The 16,801-nt window shown below is 72.3% G+C and carries 19 protein-coding genes, 1 tRNA gene and 1 pseudogene; 7 read left to right on the forward strand and 14 right to left on the reverse strand.

Annotated elements, in window-relative coordinates; translation table 11 throughout:
* Positions 1–3: 3 nt before the first annotated feature.
* From AQJ46_RS13065 to AQJ46_RS13095, 7 genes are all read right to left on the reverse strand, one after another.
* The gene (locus tag AQJ46_RS13065) at positions 4–1,098 is read right to left on the reverse strand and encodes a serine hydrolase domain-containing protein (protein ID WP_059205708.1); all 1,095 of its coding nucleotides are present in this window, start codon (positions 1,096–1,098) and stop codon (positions 4–6) included.
* Entirely contained in the window at positions 1,095–2,015 is a 921-nt protein-coding gene (locus tag AQJ46_RS13070; RefSeq protein ID WP_059205709.1) for a DUF6895 family protein, read from the reverse strand. Before AQJ46_RS13070 ends, AQJ46_RS13065 begins: the two co-directional genes overlap by 4 nt.
* Positions 2,012–2,986, reverse strand: a complete 975-nt coding sequence (locus AQJ46_RS13075; RefSeq protein ID WP_059205710.1) for a DUF6895 family protein — start codon at positions 2,984–2,986, stop codon at positions 2,012–2,014. Before AQJ46_RS13075 ends, AQJ46_RS13070 begins: the two co-directional genes overlap by 4 nt.
* Complete coding sequence (locus AQJ46_RS13080) at positions 2,983–3,696, reverse strand: hypothetical protein (protein WP_059205711.1); 714 nt, start codon at positions 3,694–3,696, stop codon at positions 2,983–2,985. Before AQJ46_RS13080 ends, AQJ46_RS13075 begins: the two co-directional genes overlap by 4 nt.
* 13 nt (positions 3,697–3,709) lie before the next feature.
* A complete protein-coding gene (locus AQJ46_RS13085) occupies positions 3,710–3,898 on the reverse strand; it encodes a hypothetical protein (protein WP_059205712.1) in 189 nt (62 codons plus the stop codon).
* A gap of 140 nt (positions 3,899–4,038) precedes the next feature.
* Complete coding sequence (locus AQJ46_RS13090; protein WP_059205713.1) at positions 4,039–5,412, reverse strand: hypothetical protein; 1,374 nt, start codon at positions 5,410–5,412, stop codon at positions 4,039–4,041.
* An 80-nt stretch (positions 5,413–5,492) separates the two neighbouring features.
* Positions 5,493–6,263, reverse strand: a complete 771-nt coding sequence (locus AQJ46_RS13095; protein WP_059205714.1) for a DUF4097 family beta strand repeat-containing protein — start codon at positions 6,261–6,263, stop codon at positions 5,493–5,495.
* A gap of 235 nt (positions 6,264–6,498) precedes the next feature.
* Here AQJ46_RS13095 and AQJ46_RS13100 point away from each other — a divergent pair.
* Positions 6,499–6,570, forward strand: a tRNA-Val gene (locus AQJ46_RS13100).
* A 46-nt stretch (positions 6,571–6,616) separates the two neighbouring features.
* Here AQJ46_RS13100 and AQJ46_RS13105 read toward each other — a convergent pair.
* Together AQJ46_RS13105 and AQJ46_RS13110 are read right to left on the reverse strand one after the other, a co-directional pair.
* On the reverse strand, positions 6,617–6,955 hold the full coding sequence (locus AQJ46_RS13105) for a hypothetical protein (RefSeq protein ID WP_059205715.1): 339 nt from the start codon (positions 6,953–6,955) through the stop codon (positions 6,617–6,619).
* A 51-nt stretch (positions 6,956–7,006) separates the two neighbouring features.
* Entirely contained in the window at positions 7,007–8,323 is a 1,317-nt protein-coding gene (locus AQJ46_RS13110) for an MFS transporter (protein WP_059205716.1), read from the reverse strand.
* A 225-nt stretch (positions 8,324–8,548) separates the two neighbouring features.
* Between AQJ46_RS13110 and AQJ46_RS13115 the strand changes: the two genes are divergently transcribed.
* Both AQJ46_RS13115 and AQJ46_RS59455 read left to right on the forward strand, forming a co-directional pair.
* On the forward strand, positions 8,549–8,974 hold the full coding sequence (locus AQJ46_RS13115) for a DUF6003 family protein (RefSeq protein ID WP_059205717.1): 426 nt from the start codon (positions 8,549–8,551) through the stop codon (positions 8,972–8,974).
* Positions 8,975–9,005: 31 nt separating this feature from the next.
* A pseudogene (locus AQJ46_RS59455) lies at positions 9,006–9,092 on the forward strand (DUF6003 family protein); the annotation flags it as partial.
* Between the two features lie 232 nt (positions 9,093–9,324).
* On the opposite strand, the gene AQJ46_RS13120 reads toward AQJ46_RS59455, so the two are convergent.
* The 3 genes from AQJ46_RS13120 to AQJ46_RS13130 all read right to left on the reverse strand — a co-directional run bounded on the left by AQJ46_RS13120 (position 9,325) and on the right by AQJ46_RS13130 (position 11,618).
* Positions 9,325–10,290 (reverse strand): YihY/virulence factor BrkB family protein, encoded by a 966-nt coding sequence (locus tag AQJ46_RS13120; protein ID WP_059205718.1) that lies wholly within the window; start codon positions 10,288–10,290, stop codon positions 9,325–9,327.
* A 62-nt stretch (positions 10,291–10,352) separates the two neighbouring features.
* Positions 10,353–10,901 (reverse strand): YciI family protein, encoded by a 549-nt coding sequence (locus AQJ46_RS13125; RefSeq protein WP_059205719.1) that lies wholly within the window; start codon positions 10,899–10,901, stop codon positions 10,353–10,355.
* Positions 10,902–10,934: 33 nt separating this feature from the next.
* Positions 10,935–11,618, reverse strand: a complete 684-nt coding sequence (locus AQJ46_RS13130; protein ID WP_225887312.1) for a hypothetical protein — start codon at positions 11,616–11,618, stop codon at positions 10,935–10,937.
* A 201-nt stretch (positions 11,619–11,819) separates the two neighbouring features.
* Between AQJ46_RS13130 and AQJ46_RS13135 the strand changes: the two genes are divergently transcribed.
* Together AQJ46_RS13135 and AQJ46_RS13140 are read left to right on the forward strand one after the other, a co-directional pair.
* Entirely contained in the window at positions 11,820–13,007 is a 1,188-nt protein-coding gene (locus tag AQJ46_RS13135) for an MFS transporter (protein ID WP_059205864.1), read from the forward strand.
* Between the two features lie 77 nt (positions 13,008–13,084).
* Positions 13,085–13,681 (forward strand): dihydrofolate reductase family protein, encoded by a 597-nt coding sequence (locus tag AQJ46_RS13140; protein WP_225887313.1) that lies wholly within the window; start codon positions 13,085–13,087, stop codon positions 13,679–13,681.
* Here AQJ46_RS13140 and AQJ46_RS13145 read toward each other — a convergent pair.
* Complete coding sequence (locus AQJ46_RS13145; protein ID WP_059205721.1) at positions 13,639–14,625, reverse strand: alpha/beta fold hydrolase; 987 nt, start codon at positions 14,623–14,625, stop codon at positions 13,639–13,641. The genes AQJ46_RS13140 and AQJ46_RS13145 overlap by 43 nt on opposite strands.
* A 160-nt stretch (positions 14,626–14,785) precedes the next feature.
* Between AQJ46_RS13145 and AQJ46_RS13150 the strand changes: the two genes are divergently transcribed.
* The gene (locus tag AQJ46_RS13150; protein WP_059205722.1) at positions 14,786–15,298 is read left to right on the forward strand and encodes a GNAT family N-acetyltransferase; all 513 of its coding nucleotides are present in this window, start codon (positions 14,786–14,788) and stop codon (positions 15,296–15,298) included.
* A gap of 40 nt (positions 15,299–15,338) precedes the next feature.
* On the opposite strand, the gene AQJ46_RS13155 is transcribed toward AQJ46_RS13150, so the two are convergent.
* Positions 15,339–16,253 carry a ketopantoate reductase family protein gene (locus tag AQJ46_RS13155; protein ID WP_059205865.1) on the reverse strand — a complete coding sequence of 305 codons (915 nt, stop codon included), beginning with the start codon at positions 16,251–16,253 and terminating at the stop codon, positions 15,339–15,341.
* A gap of 117 nt (positions 16,254–16,370) precedes the next feature.
* Here AQJ46_RS13155 and AQJ46_RS13160 point away from each other — a divergent pair, with 117 nt between their 5' ends.
* Complete coding sequence (locus AQJ46_RS13160) at positions 16,371–16,601, forward strand: DUF2277 domain-containing protein (protein WP_057615221.1); 231 nt, start codon at positions 16,371–16,373, stop codon at positions 16,599–16,601.
* Positions 16,602–16,801 lie beyond the last annotated feature (200 nt).

Genomic DNA, 16,801 nt, shown 5'->3' on the forward strand with positions numbered 1-16,801 from the left:
CCGCTACATCTCTGCCAGCAGGGAGTACGCGGTCGGCACGAAGGCATCGCCGGTGCGGAAGCGGCGGGTGCACACGGCGGCCAACGCCGTTGCGATGTCGGGCCTGAAGCCCAGGAAGGCCTGCTGACCGAGTGTCGCCCCGCCGTGGAAGTACATCGGACCGCATTCCGTGGGGTGCTGGAACCAGGCCACCGTGTGCACATGCCGGTGCCCGAGACCGCGCCGGAGCACCGGGCGACGTACCGCCCGCAGGGCGGCGGTCAGTGGCCCGCCCGCCGGATCCAGATGTGCTTCCAGGAACGTGAGCAGGTCGTGCGGGGTGGCCCGGACGGCGCCGGCCGCCTGGAAGCCGCCGACGGTCAGCGGCGGAACGGGCGTGGTGCCGTCCCTGCGGTGTCCGGTGGCATCGGTGTCCGGGCCACCCGGCGCGAGCGTGGCGCCGCCCAGCCGGAGCGGATCCAGCACCTGACCGGTGAGCAGTTCGTCCCATGGGGTGGCGGTCGCCGCCGCGAGGGCGTGGCCGAGGACGGCGACGGCGAAGTTGGAGTAGTGCCAGCGGGTGCCGGGCCGGTGGCGTTGCCGGTGGCGCAGAAAGGCGTCGATCACGCGCTCGGCCGGATAGCGGGCGTAGGGGTTGGTGTGCCACGTCGGCAGCGCCCGGACGAAGAAGTCGGCGGGCAGGGCGGGCAGTCCTGAGGTGTGGGTGATCAGGTGGGCGAGGGTGACGGGATCGTCACCGGGCCGCCGAGCCGGATCCAGCAGGGTGGCGGCGGGCTCGCCCGCGGTCAGCCGGCCCGTCTGCGTCAGATGGGCCAGCAGCAGGCCGGTGAACGTCTTGGAGGCCGAGCCCATTTCGTAGCGCAGCTGTTCGCGGGGAACGGGCGGGGGCGGTGCGGTGCCCCCGGTGCGCACGGTGCGGCGACCGTGCCGGGAGAGGGCGAAGACGACGTCGGGCGCGGCCACGGCGTCGACGGCCTCGTCGAGCCGCCGCCGCACCGCCTCGTCGTCACCGGGTGCCTCGCTCCACGTCACGCCGGTGACGTCGGGCGGAAGGCCCGGCCAGGGGGCGGGACGCGCGGGGTGTGCGCCGACCGTCATGACGGTGTGCGCACCAGTTGCGTCAGGGCGCGGGACGTGGCCAGGACGGAGGCGAAGGCGGCAACCAGCGTCGGGTGGTAGACGACGTCGAAGACCTCGTCGGGTTCGCCCTGCGGCATCGTGCGCACGGCGGGCATCGCGCCGTCGGGCTGCTGGGCGGCGGCGAAGCCTTCCCACGCCCGCTCGTCGAGCGTGGGGCGGGGCAGACAGGCATCGACGACGAGCAGTTCACCGAGCAGGTCCCAGCGTTGCAGGTCGAGCCAGTCGTCCAGCCAGGCGGGCAGCCAGTCCGCGAGGTAGCCGGCGACCTCGGCGGGCAGACCGTCGGGGTTCTCTCCCCAGTCGGTGAGGTGGAAGACGGTGTGGGTGATGTCGTAGGCGATGTGCCCTTCCACCGTCCAGGGTTCGGGTGAACGCCCCAGCCACGTGGCGCCGACGACGTCGGCCTCCGGCACCCGGGGCGGCAGGCCGAAGCGGCGCTGGAAGGCGGACAGGCCCAGGCGCCGGACCGGTGACATCTCCAGGGCGGCGTAGCTGTCCAGGCGCTGGTTGAGCCGGAAGGCCCGCTCGGCCTCGGGGCTGCTGTAGCCCAGCTCCTTGAAGGGCAGGTAGACCTCGAAGGGGATGGGCGAGAGGGGCTCGGCGCGCTGTCCGCGCACCAGCATCCGGCCGCCGTCCAGGGTGTGACACCAGGCGTGGTCGATCAACTGCCGTGCCAGCGTGGCCTGTCGGGATCCGGCCACGCCCTCGCGGAACAACACCTTGCAGATGAGCGCCAGTTCGCCGACGGGTTTGAAGCGTTCCAGGAAGCCGATCTCCGGGTCGACGTCCAACTCCAGCCGGAATCCGTCCCGATGGGCGTGCAGCCACTCGAGGGCGCCGACTCCGACGTGGTGGACGAGACGCGTGTGGTTCATCCCGGCACTCCCTGTCCGTCCGCCACGGCCGCCTCCGCCTCCGCGGCCGCCTCGCGCAGCCGGTTGACGGTCAGCACGGCGGCGAAGACCGTCATCAGCGTCGAGTGGTAACAGTCGATGAAGTCGGGTGCAGTCGTACGGCTGCCCCGGCCGCCCACCTCCGGGACGGCGCCCGAGTCGTTCTGCGCCACCGAGAGTCTCGCCCAGGCCTCCTGGAACAGGGCGAGGTCCGGCGGGCCGGGCAGACTGCTCGCCACGGCCAGCAGTTCGCAGCTCAGGTCCCACTGCTCGTCCTCCAGACAGGTGTCGAGCCAGGGCGCGAGCCAGTGCCGGAGGTAGGCCGCGACGGGCGGGGGTACGGCCCGCGGGGTCAGGCCCCAGTCGGTGAGATGGAAGATCACATGGGTGAGCGTGTAGCCGGCGGCCAGTTCGAACGTCCACGGCTCCGGCAGGCCGGCGAGCCAGGTGCGGCGCAGCGCCCGCGGCATGTCCTCGTGTTCCGGGAGGCCGCTGCGGCGCTCGGAGTTGAGCACACTCATGCGTCGGTTCGGTTCCTGCTCCGTCAGGTGCCAGCCGCGGGTACCGGCCACCGTCGCGCTGGCGCTCTCGTAGCCGGCGTGGCGCAGGCCCGCCGACGCGAACGCCGCGTAGATCTCCAGCGGATAGGTCGCGAAGGGTTCGAGGCGCTGCAACTCCACGAAGAGGGCGCCGCGTTCGGTCTGTTGCCATGCGAACGACAGCAGGTCGGACGCCAGTACGTGGAGCGGGTCGGCCGGATCGGTGTGCCGTCGTACACAGACGCACACCTGGGCCAGTTCGCCGAGGGGCTTCCATGTGGTGTTCACGTTGCCGTGCTCGGCCAGCGCGTCGTCGCCGAGCGCGAATCCCTCGCGGTGCGCGGACACCCAGGCCAACGCGGCCGCGCCCAGAGCCCGGACCTCGCGCGTCGCCGCGACCTCTTGGGCCGTCACACCGGCACTCCGGCGCGCATCAGTTGAGCGGCCTCGACCTGGAACGCCACGCGGGCGTCCTCGCCGCCCATCTGCGCCACGAACTCCAGCCCGGGGTCCAGGCCCAGCGTCTGCGGCACCTCGTCGAGGAGGACCAGCCAGCGTCCCGCTCCGGCTGCCTGGAGCCAGTCGCGGCGGCGGACCGCGCGGACGAATCCCCGGGCGACGTCGACCGGTCGGCGGCGCGCCGCACGGGCCACCGCGCAGTCCTCGCCGGGGAGCGCGAGCGGGGCGAGCACCGCGAGTTGGTGGGTCAGGAACTGCCACGGCGCGTCGTCGAGCCAGGCTGCCTCGGGCTCGGTGTCGTCGCCCGACGCGCCGTCGAGGGACGCGTCCAGCCGCAGGAGCGCCCGCCGCATGGCCCAATGGCTCCACACCGAGGTGGGAGGGGCACCGGCGGGGGGTGGGTAGGCGTGCAAGGCCCTGCTGAACACGGTGAGATCGTCCGAGGCGGGGGGCGCGCAGCGCAGCAGGACGCTCGGCAGGACGACATCGGCTCCGACCACCCGTACGGCGGCGAGGGCCGGGTCGGCGGTCGCCCGGGGGCCGTTCCCCTGCGCGACCGTGCCTGCGAGCCGGAAGCGGTCTCCGCTCCGAAGAGCGGAGACCAGTTCCGACATGAGGCCCTGCACCGCGCCCGCGAGGCGGGTCGAAGTGCCTGACTGCTCCATTCGGGTTCTCCCGTCAGCCCTTCTTCGGCCGTGGCGTCGGAGGCGAGAGCAGGAGTTGGCTCGACGACGACACCAGAGCGAGCGCCGCGCACTGGCGGCTGTCGCGGTAGTAGCCGTCGGCCTCGACGGGGTCGAGAGCCGCTTCTACGTCGATGCCGGGGGCGTCGGTCAGGTCGTCGAGCAGGAACTCGGTGGAAGACATACCACCATCTCCTTTATGAGAGATATGCGGGTCTCACTCCATGTCACCCCATTCGAGCGATCTATGCAAAAAGGGGCGATTTGTCTATCTCGTGCGAGATTCAATCTCCCGCTCGCGAGTAGTTGACGAGTGACGCACTCTCAGTGCGAGCCCCCGCGCTCCTCGCGGATCTGGGAGACGACCCGCGCCACCGTCTGCCGTACCGCTTCCGTCTCGGTGAGGAAGTGCCAGTAGTCGGGGTGGCTGCCCTCCAGGGTGGCGATCGCCCGGTCAAGGCGGGCCACGGAGTCGTCCAACGGGCGCGCGTGCCTGGGGTCGGGGGTGGTGCGGCCGCTCATGGCGAGGCGCTGGGCGTCGCGGATGGCGAAGCGGGTGCGGTCGATCTCCTGCTGGGGGTCCTTCTGCACGGCGTTCAGTTGGCGCAGCCGGTCGCCGGCGGCGGAGACGGACTCGTCAGTGGTGTTGAGCAGGGCGCGGACCGTGGAGAGCAGAGAGGTCGCGTCCGGCCAGCGCTGTTCGTCCCGCGCGGCGCGGGCCTCGCGGAGCTTCTGCTCGGCCTGCCGTACGTTCTCCGTGGCCTGGTCCGGGACGTGCTGGAGGTCCTGCCAGCAGGCGGCCGTGAACCGGCGGCGCAGTTCGCTGAGCACCGGGTCGACCTGGCCCGCGCGGGTGGTGAGGGCCTCGGCGCGGGTGCGCAGGGAGACGAGCCGGTGGTCGATCTCCGCGGCCCGCTCCGGCAGCCGCTCGGCCTCCACCCGGATCGACTCGGCCTCCCGCGCGACCCGTTCGGCCCGCTCCAGGGTCTGCGGCACGCCGTGCTGTCCCGCGCCCTGGTTGAGCTTGGTCAGTTCGGGACCGAGGGCGGCGAGCCGGGCGGCGAGGTCGTCCGCCGTCAGGCCCGACTCCCGTACGGCGTCCAGGGCGTTGGAGGCGGCCAGCAGCCCCTGCCGGGCCCGCTCGACGGCCGGGGCGAGGCGGGCGAGCTGGGTCTCGGCCTTGCCGAGCAGCGGTCCGAGGCTGTCGCCGAAACGATCCAGCTCCCGCTTGACGTTGCCGAGGTCGTCCTTGGCCCGGGTGAGCTCGGTACGCGCGTGTGCGGCGGCCGAGGCCTCCAGGTCGTCCCGGTCGAGGTCGTGGGCGTCGACGGCCTCGATATAGCGCTGACTGGCCTCGTCGATCCGCCCGCTGACCGCCTGGAAGTCGGCGACCGCCCGCCGGGCGGCGGGGGAGGCGTCGACGGCCGTGATGGTCTCGATCGAGATCCGCAGATCCCGCTGGGCGGTGTCCAGTTCGTAGAACGCGGCCGCGGCGGCGTCCTTCGCGGCCTGCGCCTCGGCCCGCTGGCTCTCCGCCCGTCCGCCGAACCAGCGCCGGGTGCCGCCGCCGGCGAACGAGGCCGGCAGCGCGAGGGCGGCGAGCAGGGGCAGGCCGACGAGGGTGAGGGTGTCCTTGAGCGCCTGGCGGTGTGCGCGCGGCACCGACGACGAGTACGGCTGCGATGGTGTCGCCGTCACATCCCTCTCCCGTGCTGTGTTCCGTCCTGGCGGTGCCCGGTGTCATTCTCCCACCGGTAGAGGACGAACACACGGGCCGATCAGTTCGCGGTTCGAACAGTGACTTTGCCGTCTCCGCTCTGAGCGGACACGACGTGGTCGCTGGAGTCGGACCGGGGCACGGACACGTCGATCCCTCCGTCGCCGGTCTTGGCGTCCACGCGGTAGGTGGCCTTCGGCAGCTCGACGGTCACGGAGCCGTCGCCGCTGCGGGTCTCCACCCGGTCCGGTACGGCGCCCAGTTCGAGGTGGAGCGAGCCGTCGCCGGTACGGGCGGTGACGCGGCGGGAGGTGACGTCCGCCCTCATGGAGCCGTCACCGGTGTGCAGCTCCAGCGGCCCGCTGGAGTCGGTGACCCGCACGGAACCGTCGCCGGTGCTGATGCTCAGCGGCCGGGTGAACCCACGGGCCCGCACACTGCCGTCGCCGTCCTGGACCTTCACGCTGATGTCCCGCGGCACCTCGATGCGGTGCTTGGCGGCGCAGTCGGCCATGACACCGCTGCACTTCATGCGCAGCACCAGCCGGTCGTCCTTCATCGACCAGGTCACCTCGGGGTCCTTGCCGATGGCGACGGTCCCCTGGAACCAGCGGGTGACCTCGACCGTGCCCTTCTTGTTCGAATCGGCGGCGACGATCTCCAGCGCCGAGTCGTCGGAGTCGACGGTGAGGGTGTTGCCATGGACGGCGAAGGACTTGTGGTCGGGGGTCTTGTCGTCCCCGGCGGAGGCGCCGCAGGCGGTGGCCCCCGCGACGACGAGCGCGACGACCCCGGCCGCGGCGGCGGCACGTACGGGAACGGAACGGACCATGACGATCTCCCCCTGATCTAGCCCTGAGCGGGCGGCCGCGGGCAGTCCGCGACCCTGGTTCGAGGCTAGGGACCGGGGCCCCCGCGGGGGATCCGGGTCGCTCCCGGATCGGGGGTGGGGTTTTCCCCCGTATCAACCCTGACGCCTGCCCTGACTCCTGCTCCGACTCCGCCGGGTCCCCGGCAAAGGGTTTGCAGGACAGGGTCCCGGGCAAGGTAGGCTGTCGACTTGTCTCGGGTGCGTAGCTCAGGGGTAGAGCGCCTGCCTTACAAGCAGGATGTCGGCGGTTCGAAACCGTCCGCGCCCACACCGGAAGAGGACCCCGGCCGATCTCGGCCGGGGTCCTTCGTCGTTCAGCCGGCTTCCGGCCCGCGGGACGCGTGCTTCAGCCTGGTGCGGGCGTCCACGCGTTCCGGTGTCGCCACGTCCGTCCAGAAGCGGTGGGTGGTGACGAAGACCGCGAGTTCGTGTTCGCGCTGCCGGAGCTTTTCCACCTCGGCCTGTTCGTCGGGGGTCCAGCCGGGGGACGCGGGGCGCTCCACCTTCCGCCAGCCGGTGCTGTCGCTGAAGCCGTCCAGCGGCGCGACCGACCAGGGAAGCCGCTTGAGCAGGGCCGACAGCTCGGCCCGGACCTGATGCAGCTCCTCCTGACCGGCGAGGAGGTCACTCGGAAAGTCATAGGTCGTAGCCACGCCGCAATGCTACGCCTGTTCGATTTTGGGTGGCGAGTGGCTTCGGGAGGTTCATGCGAACGGGGGCGTTCGGTCCCTCCCCTCTCCTGCACATGCCGGCAGCGTCCGCCCCAGGTGGGCGAGCGGGGACAGGGCCAGCACCACCGGGGACAGCAGCATGCCGACGGCCGTCACCAGGAGGCTGGCGCGCAACCCCCACTCCTGCGCGAGGAAACCGCCGAGCAGGGAGCCGAGTGGGGTCATCCCCATGCCGACGAACGTGATCGTGGCGGCCGCACGGCCCTGCATCCCGTCCGGGGTGGCCGCCTGCCGGACGGCCATGACCATGACGTTCACCAACTGGCCGCCCGTCCCGAACACGAAGCCGACCGCGAGGAGCACGGGGAGCGTCACCGCGGCGGAGCCGTGCAGCGCGGGCACGCACAGGAACGCGCCGTCGCCGAGTGCCGCCGCGGACACGAGCACCACGCCGTAACCGAACCGGCCCGGCAGCCGGGCGGCCAGCACCGAGCCCAGGAGCGCGCCCGGCCCCGTCGCCGCGAGCGCCAGCCCGACGGCGGTGCCCGACAGGTGCAGCTCCCGCGGCAGGAAGAGCAGATAGACGGTCATCATGGCCGCGAAGCAGAACTGGAAGGCGGCCGAGGCCAGGCACACGGTCCGCAGCGAGGTGTCGCCGACGACGAAACGGAGGCCCTCGTGAATGCGCCGCCTTATGCCAGGAGGACGTTCCGAGCGCTCCGGGATCACTTCGCGGCGACGGATCCGCCGGATCGACAGGAACGACAGCGCGAAGAACAGTGCGCTGCCGGCGGCGGCGATCGGCGCCGACAACAGGGACACCAACGCACCGCCGAGGGCGGGGCCGCCGATCTGCGCCGCGGACCGGCTGCCCTCGAGCGCGCTGTTGCCCCGCACCAGCTGATCGCGTCTCACCAGCCGCACGAGAGACGCCTGGTACGCCACGTCGAAGAACACGGACAGGGCGCCCACGGTGAAGGCGACCACGAGCAGCGCGGGCAGGCCGAGCAGGCCGAAAAGACCGCCCAGGGCGGCGGCGCCCAGTGCCAGGGTCCGGCCGGCGTCCGTCAGCACCATCACCGTGCGGGTCCGCCATCTGTCCACCCACGCGCCGGCGAAGAGCGAGAGCAACAGGATCGGCGCCTGCCCCACAGCGCGGAGGACGCCCAACTGGCCGGCAGTGGCGTCGAGTGTCAGGACGGCGAAGAGCGGCAACACCAACATACTTGTGTGTTCGCCGAGTTGGGAGGCCGTCTGGCCCACCCAGAGGCGACGGAAGTCACGGTCCCGCCACAGGCTCGACGGGGCGGGGCGACCGGAATCGGACACGGCGGAGGAAGGGGACGGCACGGAGAACCTCGTATCGAAGGCTTGCTGTGCCACACCGTCAGGGGCAGCACGCGATGACAGGCCGGACGGCCTAGGACGTCAACGCGCGCTCGGAAGACCGGGCATGTCCTCGCTCCTCTTGGGTCACTCGCCGAACCAGAACATTAGCCGGGCGAGGCGGGGTAATGGGAGTCGATCAGCCCCCGTTGAGGAGGTTGAGGAGTCAGTGTCGCGAAGGAGCCGAGGATGACCGACGACGCCTATCTGTTCCTGCTCGACGACGCGGCCGCGCAACTCGGCGTGCCCCCCGCCGCCGTCGGTGATCTCGCGTGTATGGAGACTCCCGCGGTGCGCGCGTGGCTGGACGCGCAGGGAACCACGGCGACCTCCCCGCACCTGCGTCTGCTGCCACCTGAGGAGACCGCCGCCGTGCCCGAGGGGGCCGAGCGGCTGCCCGTGCCGCTGAGCGACGAGGAACTGAACCGGCTCCGCCACCACCTGGCACCGGAGTCACTCGCCGGGGTCGAGGAGGAGCTGCTCGCCTACCGCGACTCCACGGACGGCCGGGACGGCCTGATCGGCCGCGCACTGGCCGCGGGCGTGCCGCCGCACCGCATCGTCGAGCTGACCGGGGTGGACCCGGCGACGGTCACCGCGGCCGTGGAGGGCTGACGACGAGACGGTCGTCCGGCCTTGCACGCCTGCGCTGGGCGCCGGGGTGCCGCCGCACCGGGGCGTTGAGCTGACCGGGGTGGACCCGGCGACGGTCACCGCGGCCGTGGAGGGCTGACGACGAGACGGTCGTCCGGCCTTGCACGCCTGCGCCGGGCGCCGGGGTGCCGCCGCACCGGGGCGTTGAGCTGACCGGGGTGGACCCGGCGGCGGTCCGCTCGGCCGTGGAGGGCTGACGACGAGACGGTCGTCCGGCCTTGTACGCCTGCGCTGGGCGCCGGGGTGCCGCCGCACCGGGGCGTTGAGCTGACCGGGGTGGACCCGGCGGCGGAGGGCTGACCGTTCTGGCTTCAGACGCCCGGGCCGGGATCCGGGTGGACGGCCGACTCGATGCCGGCGCGGGCCGCTTCCAGCTGGGCGGCGAAGGCGATGCCGAGGAAGAGCGCGACGGCGGTGAGGTTGGCCCACAGCAGCAGGGCGATGAAGGCGGTGAGCGGCCCGTACACGGCGCCGAAGGCACCGCTCTCCTCGACGTACAGGGCGAGCAGCCAGGTGGCCGCCACCCACAGCAGCAGATGTACGGCCGAGCCGAAGGCCAGCCAGGTGTAACCGGGCTGCACACGGCGCGGCGACCAGCGGAAGATCACCGCGGAGGCCACCCAGGCCAGCGCGAGCCCCACGGGAAGGTCCAGGACACCCCACCAGCGCGGCCCGCCCCCGTCCCGGCCTGCGGACTCGGCCACCGCGTCGCCGACGGCCTCACCGGCCACCAGCGCGACGAACCCCAGCACCAGGGGCAGACCGGCGGCGAGCGCGAGCACGAGCCCGCGCGCGTACTTGCGCGGGAAGGGCCGGTCGCGCTCGATGCCGTAGATACGGTTCGCGCCACGTTCGATCTGACCCATGGCCGAGGCGAGGTTCAGCAGCGCGAAACCCAGACCGAGCCACAGGGCGAGCGTGCTCCAGACATCGCCGTGCGCGGTGCGCCGCGTCCCGTCGAAGGCGTCCTCCACGATGTCGGCGCTCGCGCCCGGCACGATCCGGCCGAGGGTGAGCTCGATGATCCGGCCCACGCCCTCCGTGTGCACCGACGTGGCAAGGCCGACCAGCGCCACGGTGCACGGAACGAGCCCGAGCACCACCTGGAAGGCGAGGGCCCGGGCGTTCGTGAAGCCGTCGGCGTAACGGAACCGCGCGAAGGAGTCGGTGAGCAGCCGCAGCCCGCCGTAGTGGCGCAGGGCGGTGAAGGCCTCGTCTCCGGAGAGCTCGTCCCCGATCATGTCCCTGGTCTGCGGGACGCGGACGGCGGTACCCATGGCGTGGACGCTCCTTGCTCGGACGGCTGGTCCCTGTGCGGTTGCCCCGAGAACCAGCGTTGTCAGCGTCGCCCGCCGAACTCCCACTCGTGGACCTCCACGGCCGCGTACCGGTCCGCGGTCAGCACGGCTCGTGCCCGTTCCGGGTCCGGGGCACGGACGAGGGCCGCCGTGCCCAGCCAGGCGCCGGCGTCGTCGGACAGGAGGGGGCCGTAGGCGATCAGGTCGTCCCTGGCGGCCGGTACGGCGAGGTCGACGGCCTCTCCCGCGCCGAGACCGAGCACCAGATACCGGTTGCCACCGGCCCGGCCGCCGGGGAAGTCCCACATGGTGCGGCCCAGCAGATTGCGCCAACGGCGCAGCAGTACGTCCCGGTACGCGCCCGCCTGATAATTGGGCTCGTCGAACGCGAACGCGCGGGCCGCCGCCGGATCGGGCAGGTCGACGATGTGCACGCTTCCCGTCGGCGTCTCGCCGTCGGCGGCGAACGTCGGCCCACGGGCGATCAGTTCGGCCGCGAACCGGTCCATGTAGGACCAGTGCGCTTCCGTCAGCTCCTCGCGCAGCGGCAGGGAGCCGGGCCGGTCACGGTGGTAACAGAAGAACTCCATGACCACGGAGCCTTGTCCACGGGCGGCCTCATCTCAACGGCATTTCGCGGACGGCGTGTTCGTCAGCTCGGTGAACATCGGGGCCAGACGGGTGGCGAGTTCGGGACGGAAGCGTTCGAGCTCGGCGGTGACGACGCCGACCGTGGCGCCCAGGGCGCGGTGGAGTTCCGCGGCGGTGAGCGAGCGGACGAGAGTCGTCTCCAGTGCGGTCGAGAGGTCGTCGGGGAGCAGGTGGGCACCCTTCGCGTGCGCGGCCGGATGGCCGAGTCGCAGACAGGCCAGGGTGATCACGTGCTCGCGCAGGGCGCTGATCCAGTGCTCGGCCTGCCACCAGCGGGCCCGCTCGACGCACACGCGCGCGTGGAGGGCGTGATGCCACAGGAGGCCGACCAGGGTGTCGCCGTCCGGGGGAGCGAAGGGTTCGAGGGGACGGGACCGGCCGAAGACCGTCCGCCACTGCGGGCCGCGCGGGCCGAACTCGGTCTCCGGGGCGAACGTCAGGTCGATCTCCAGCCAGCCCGGCAGGAGGAACACCCGGATGACGCCGGCCCCGACGTGCAGGTCCCAGTGGTGCCGCGCGCCGAGTTCGTCGTAGAGCCAGCCGGTCCACCGCTCCAGCGTCGCCGTCAGGTCGCCGCGCACGGACAGGGCCAGGTCGGTGTCCGACCAGCGGTCGCCCTCCCCGACGGCGTACGAGCCGGTGAAGGCGGCGCCCACGACGGTGTCGTCGGCCTCCGCGCGCGAGCAGCCGCTCGCGGAGGCGGTCCCGTTCCTCGACCGTGAACATCGTCCCCGCTTTCGTCCAAGCGTCGTCGTTTCTTTGTCCATGGACCGATGCGCGGCCGGGACGCGAGGGTCAGTTCATGAAGGCGGATCTTGAGGATTGTCGTGCATAGCCCGGTGATCGGACGGTCGCGGATGCCAAGGGGGCTGGTCGCGTTGGCCGTCGGTGGGTTCGGGATCGGGCTGACCGAGTTTCTGATCGCGGGGCTGCTGCCCCAGGTGGCGGCGAGTTTCGCGGTGTCCGAGGCGGCCGCGGGGCGGCTGATCTCCGGATACGCGTTGAGCGTGGCGGTCGGTGCGATCGCCCTGACCGCGGCGACCGCCACGCTGCCCCGCAAACACGTCCTGGTCGGACTGGTGGTCCTGTTCGTCCTCGGCAACCTGCTGTCCGCGATCGCGCCGAGCTATCCGGTGATGCTGCTCGGGCGGATCGTCGCGGCGCTGTGCCACGGCTCGTTCTTCGGTATCGGCTCCCTGGTCGCGCGCAGCCTGGTCGTACCCGAGCGCGCGTCCCGCGCGGTGGCCGTCATGTTCGCCGGGCTGACCGTCGCGAACGTGCTCGGTGTGCCGTTCGGTGCGCTGGTGGGGGAGCGCTGGGGCTGGCGGGCCGCGTTCTGGGCGGTCACCGTGATCGGCCTGTTCGCGCTCGCGGGAATCGTCGCGTTCGTGCCGAGCCGCGCCGGACAGACACCGTCGACGGCCCCCGCCAGCCTGCGCGCCCAGCTCGGCGCGTTCCGGTCCGGGCAGGTGTGGCTGACCCTGGTGGCCACCGCGCTGGGCTACGGCGGGATGTTCGGCGCGTTCAGCTACATCGCCTACACGTTGACCGAGGTCTCCGGCTTCTCCTCGGCGGATGTCGCCTGGCTGCTCATGGTGTACGGCGTCGGCCTGGTCGTCGGGAACCTGATCGGCGGGCGGGCCGCCGACCACGACCGTGACCGCGCGCTGGTCCTCGCCCTGGCCGGGCTCACCGTCACCCTGGCGGTGTTCGGGCTGCTCGCCACCAGCGCCACGGCCTCGGTGGTGCTGGTGTTCCTCATGGGCGTATTCGGGTTCGCCGGCGTGCCCGGCATGATCACCCGCGTCACCGACCACGCGCACGGGGCCGCCCTGGCCGCCAGTGCCAACGTGTCCGCGTCCAACATCGGCAACGCGCTCGGAGCCTGGGCCGGAGGCCTCGCGATCACGGCGGGCCTCGGCTACACCGCACCCCTCTACGTCGGCGCCGGCATCGTGCTCACCTCCGTCCTCGTCATGACCGTCGCCGCCCATCGAGCGAGGCCGGCCGGAAGGCAGGCCCGCGCGTCGGCGGCCCGGCGATGACTTTCGCGCGCGGGGCCGGTCTCAAGGGGGACGAGGAGCGCCCTGAGAGAGGACCAGCCATGGAGAACCCTCAGCACGTGAACACGAGGCCTGCGGCGGACATGGAGCCGCAGACCGCCGCGGGCAAGGTGCTCTGGCACTTCACGATGTCGCTGCACGGGTTTGTGGCGGGCCCCGGGCACGGGATGGACTGGATGACGGGGTTCTCGTTCCGGCCCGGTCTCGTCGAGGAGTACGCCGGAACGACCGGGGCCGTGCTGGGCGGGCGGGACGGCTGGGACGCCTTTCCCGACGCTGGTGGTGTCTACGGCGGTGCGTGGCAGGGAGCGGTGTTCGTCCTCACACACCACCCCAAGGACGCGCCGAGTGCCGACGGCGTGACCTTCCTGAGCTGTGACGTCGCCGAAGCGGTCCGGATCGCGCTCAAGGCTGCCGGCGGCAAGAACGTCGAGGTCCTCTCACCCACGATCGGCCGCCAACTCCTCGAACGCGGACTGATCGACGAGATCGACCTCCACATCGCGCCCGTCCTGCTCGGCGACGGCATCCGGCTGTTCGACAACCCCGGCGGTGCTCCCCTCCGCCTCGAACTCCTCAACGGCGGCGACCGCGCGGCCACGGTGAACGTGCGCTACCGACCGGCCACGACCGATGCCAGCCAGTCGGTCAGGTGACGGCCGACCTCCTCGGGGCGTTCCTGCTGGATCCAGTGTCCGCAGCCGTCTAGGAGATGGGCGCCGCGCAGACCGGGCAGGGTGCTGGGGAACGCGTCGATGGCGTCGGAGAGCCAGGTGGTGGAGGCGTCCAGGGTGCCGCCCAGGAAGAGAGAGGGCTGGCGGATCGCCGCGCCCGCGTGGGCGGCCAGATCCTTCCAGTCCCGGTCCATCGCGCGGTAGCGGTTCAGTGCACCGGTCAGGCCCGTGCGCTCGAACTCGCCCGCGTAGACGTCGAGATCGTCCTCGGTGAGCCAGCCCGGGAGGCGGTCGGCGGGGAAGCGGTCGCGGAGCCGGCCGCCGGGTGCGACGAAGTGGGGGTCGGCGGGCATGAGGTGGGCGTCGGCCGTGGGCATCGTGTCGGCCGAGAGCGCGGCATAGAAGCCGGCCAGCCAGCCGCGGACGTCTGGTTCGATCTCGCGCTCGGCCCGGCCGGGCTCCTGGAAGTAGGAGACGTAGAACTCCTCCTCCCCGCCGAGCCGCGCGAACACCTCGCTGGGGCGGGGGCCGCCGGGCGGGGTGTACGGCACGCTCAGCAGGGCGACCGCGTGGAAGACGTCCGGCCTGAGCAGCGCCGAGTGCGCGGCGATCGTCGCACCCCAGTCGTGCCCGACGACCACCGCGGAACGCTCGCCGAGAGCCTCCACGACGGCCGCGTTGTCCTCCACCAGCTCGGTCATCCGGTACGCCGCCACCGTCTCGGGCTTCGAGGAGCGGCCGTATCCGCGTACGTCCACCGCGACCGCGCGGTATCCGGCCGCGGCCAGCACCGGAAGCTGGTGGCGCCACGAGTACCAGGACTCCGGGAAGCCGTGCAGCAGCAGGACCAGGGGCCCGCTGCCCTGCTCCACGAGGTGGATCCGGCCGGCGGGACCGGGGACCAGACGGTGGGTGCGGTGCGGCATGTGTCCTCCGTGCGTACGGCGATGCGGTGCGGTGACGGCTCACGGACTGCGGCTCACGGCGATCCTGCCAACGTACGGCGGGATGGCGCGAGGTCTGTTGCCGGTTCGGCAAAACCGCAGGCCGGGGGCGTTGTCAGACCTGGCGCCTAGTGTGGCTGGCATGGATACGGAACAGGTGCGGCTGGTGCCCTGGGCGGAGGGCGACTTCTGGCTGCTGGAGCGGACCAACAGCCCCGAGATGACCGATCACTTGGGCGGGCCGGAGAGCGAGGAGAAGCTCGTCGCACGGCATCGGCGGTACGTCGAGCTGTCGTCGGGGCGGATGTACCGCGTCACGTTCGCGGACGGCGGGGAGACCGCGGGCTCGGTCGGGTTCTGGCAGCGCGAGTGGCGGGACTCCCTGATATGGGAGACCGGGTGGGGGATCCTGCCGGAGTTCCAGGGACGGGGACTGGCCGCGCAGGCGGCCCGCGCCATCGTGGAAGAGGCACGGGCCGCCGGAGAGCACCGGTATCTGCACGCGTTCCCGAGCGTGGACCACACCGCGTCGAACAGCGTCTGTCGCCGGGCGGGCTTCACGCTGCTCGGACAGGCCGAGTTCGAGTACCCGAAGGGACACTGGCTCACGTCGAACGACTGGCGGTACGACCTGACGGGCGGCGACGGCGGCTGAGGGGGGCGTGAGGGCGGGCGGTGGCGGTCGGGGTGGGCCGTCAGCGGGTGGCGTCCGCCAATTCGCCCACCACCCGGGTCGCGACGGGCACCTTCACCCCGTGCCGGTCCGCCGCGCGCAGCAACGCCCCGCCGATCGCGTCCAGTTCGAGAGGGCGGCTCGCCTCCGCGTCGCGCTGCATCGAGGACTTCGTCCGGGGTGGGAAGGCGTCGTAGCGGGCAAGGGCCTGGGCCGGGTCGGCGGGGCCGCCGCAGGCCGCGCTGACCGCGGCGGTCTCCTCGACCAGGGCGGTCAGCTCCTCGCGGTGGCGGGTGCGTACCTCGCCGAGGGGGAGGCCGTGCAGGGTGGTGAGGAGGGCGAAGGGAGCGAGGAAGGACATCTTGGCCCACAGGGCGGCCGACTCGTCGTCCAGGACACGGGTCCTGGGGCCTGCATCGGCCAGGGCGGAGGCCAGTGCGTCGAGGCGCTCGCGGGGGACGCCGTCGCCGGTCAGGTCGATCTCGGCGAAGGGGCTGCCGTGCTCGATGACACCCGGCTCGATCCGTGTCGACTCGACGCGGATCACCGCCGGGGCGACCCGGTCCGGGCGGTAGCGGGTGCGCAGGGAGTCCGGGTGTTCCACGCCGTTCAGGAGGGGGACGACCAGGCCGTCGCCCAGGGCGGTGGGCGGGACGCGGTCGAGGGCGGGGCGGAGGGAGGTGTGCTTGACGGCGATCAGGCAGGCGTCGACCGGTTCGCGCAGTTCGGTGTCGGCCTCCACGGGGACGGTGAAGTCGCCGAAGGTGCCGCTGCGGACCTGGAGTCCGGCCGTGCGCAGGGTGGTCGCCGTGGCGTCGCCCGCCAGGCAGATCACGCGGTGTCCGGCGCGGGCGAGGAGGGCGGCGAGAAGGCCGCCGGTGCCGCCCGGGCCCAGGACGGCCACGGTGAGTTTCTGGTGCGCCGAGTCGTGCGCCATGTCGGATTGTTCCTCTCGTCGGTCGGCCCCGGAACCGGTGGCCGCCTCGTCGAGGATCATGACATTCGGAACGGGCGGACGGAAGCGCCGATCCGCTCGGGGAGGGAGACTGTCGGTATGTGCCGCAGTATCAAGACGCTTCGTCCGCCCGTGTTGCCCGAGGAGGCGACGGAGGAGGAGATCCGGGCCGCCGCGCTTCAGTATGTGCGCAAGGTGTCGGGCTTCCGGGCCCCCGCCGCCCACAACCAGGAGGTGTTCGAACGGGCCGTGGAGGTGATCGCGGAGGCCACGGCGGAGTTGCTGGCGGGCCTGGAAGTCCGCGGAGCGGCTCGCCGCGAGGCGGGGTGACCTGGGCGGGCGCCGGGTGCGGGGGCCTCCGGCCGGGGTAGGCCGTGCTCGCCGCCGGGCGGGTGTCGCCTCGGTTGGACCTGTCCGGGGGCGCGGGGTGGTGTGTAGGTGCGGCTCCGCCGCGAGAGCGCGACCAGAGCCCCCATCGACCGGCCCTCACTGTCCCCGGGCCGACGCACGTTCTGTGCGGGCGCGCGCGG

Source organism: Streptomyces canus, from assembly GCF_001514145.1.
GTDB lineage: Bacteria > Actinomycetota > Actinomycetes > Streptomycetales > Streptomycetaceae > Streptomyces > Streptomyces canus.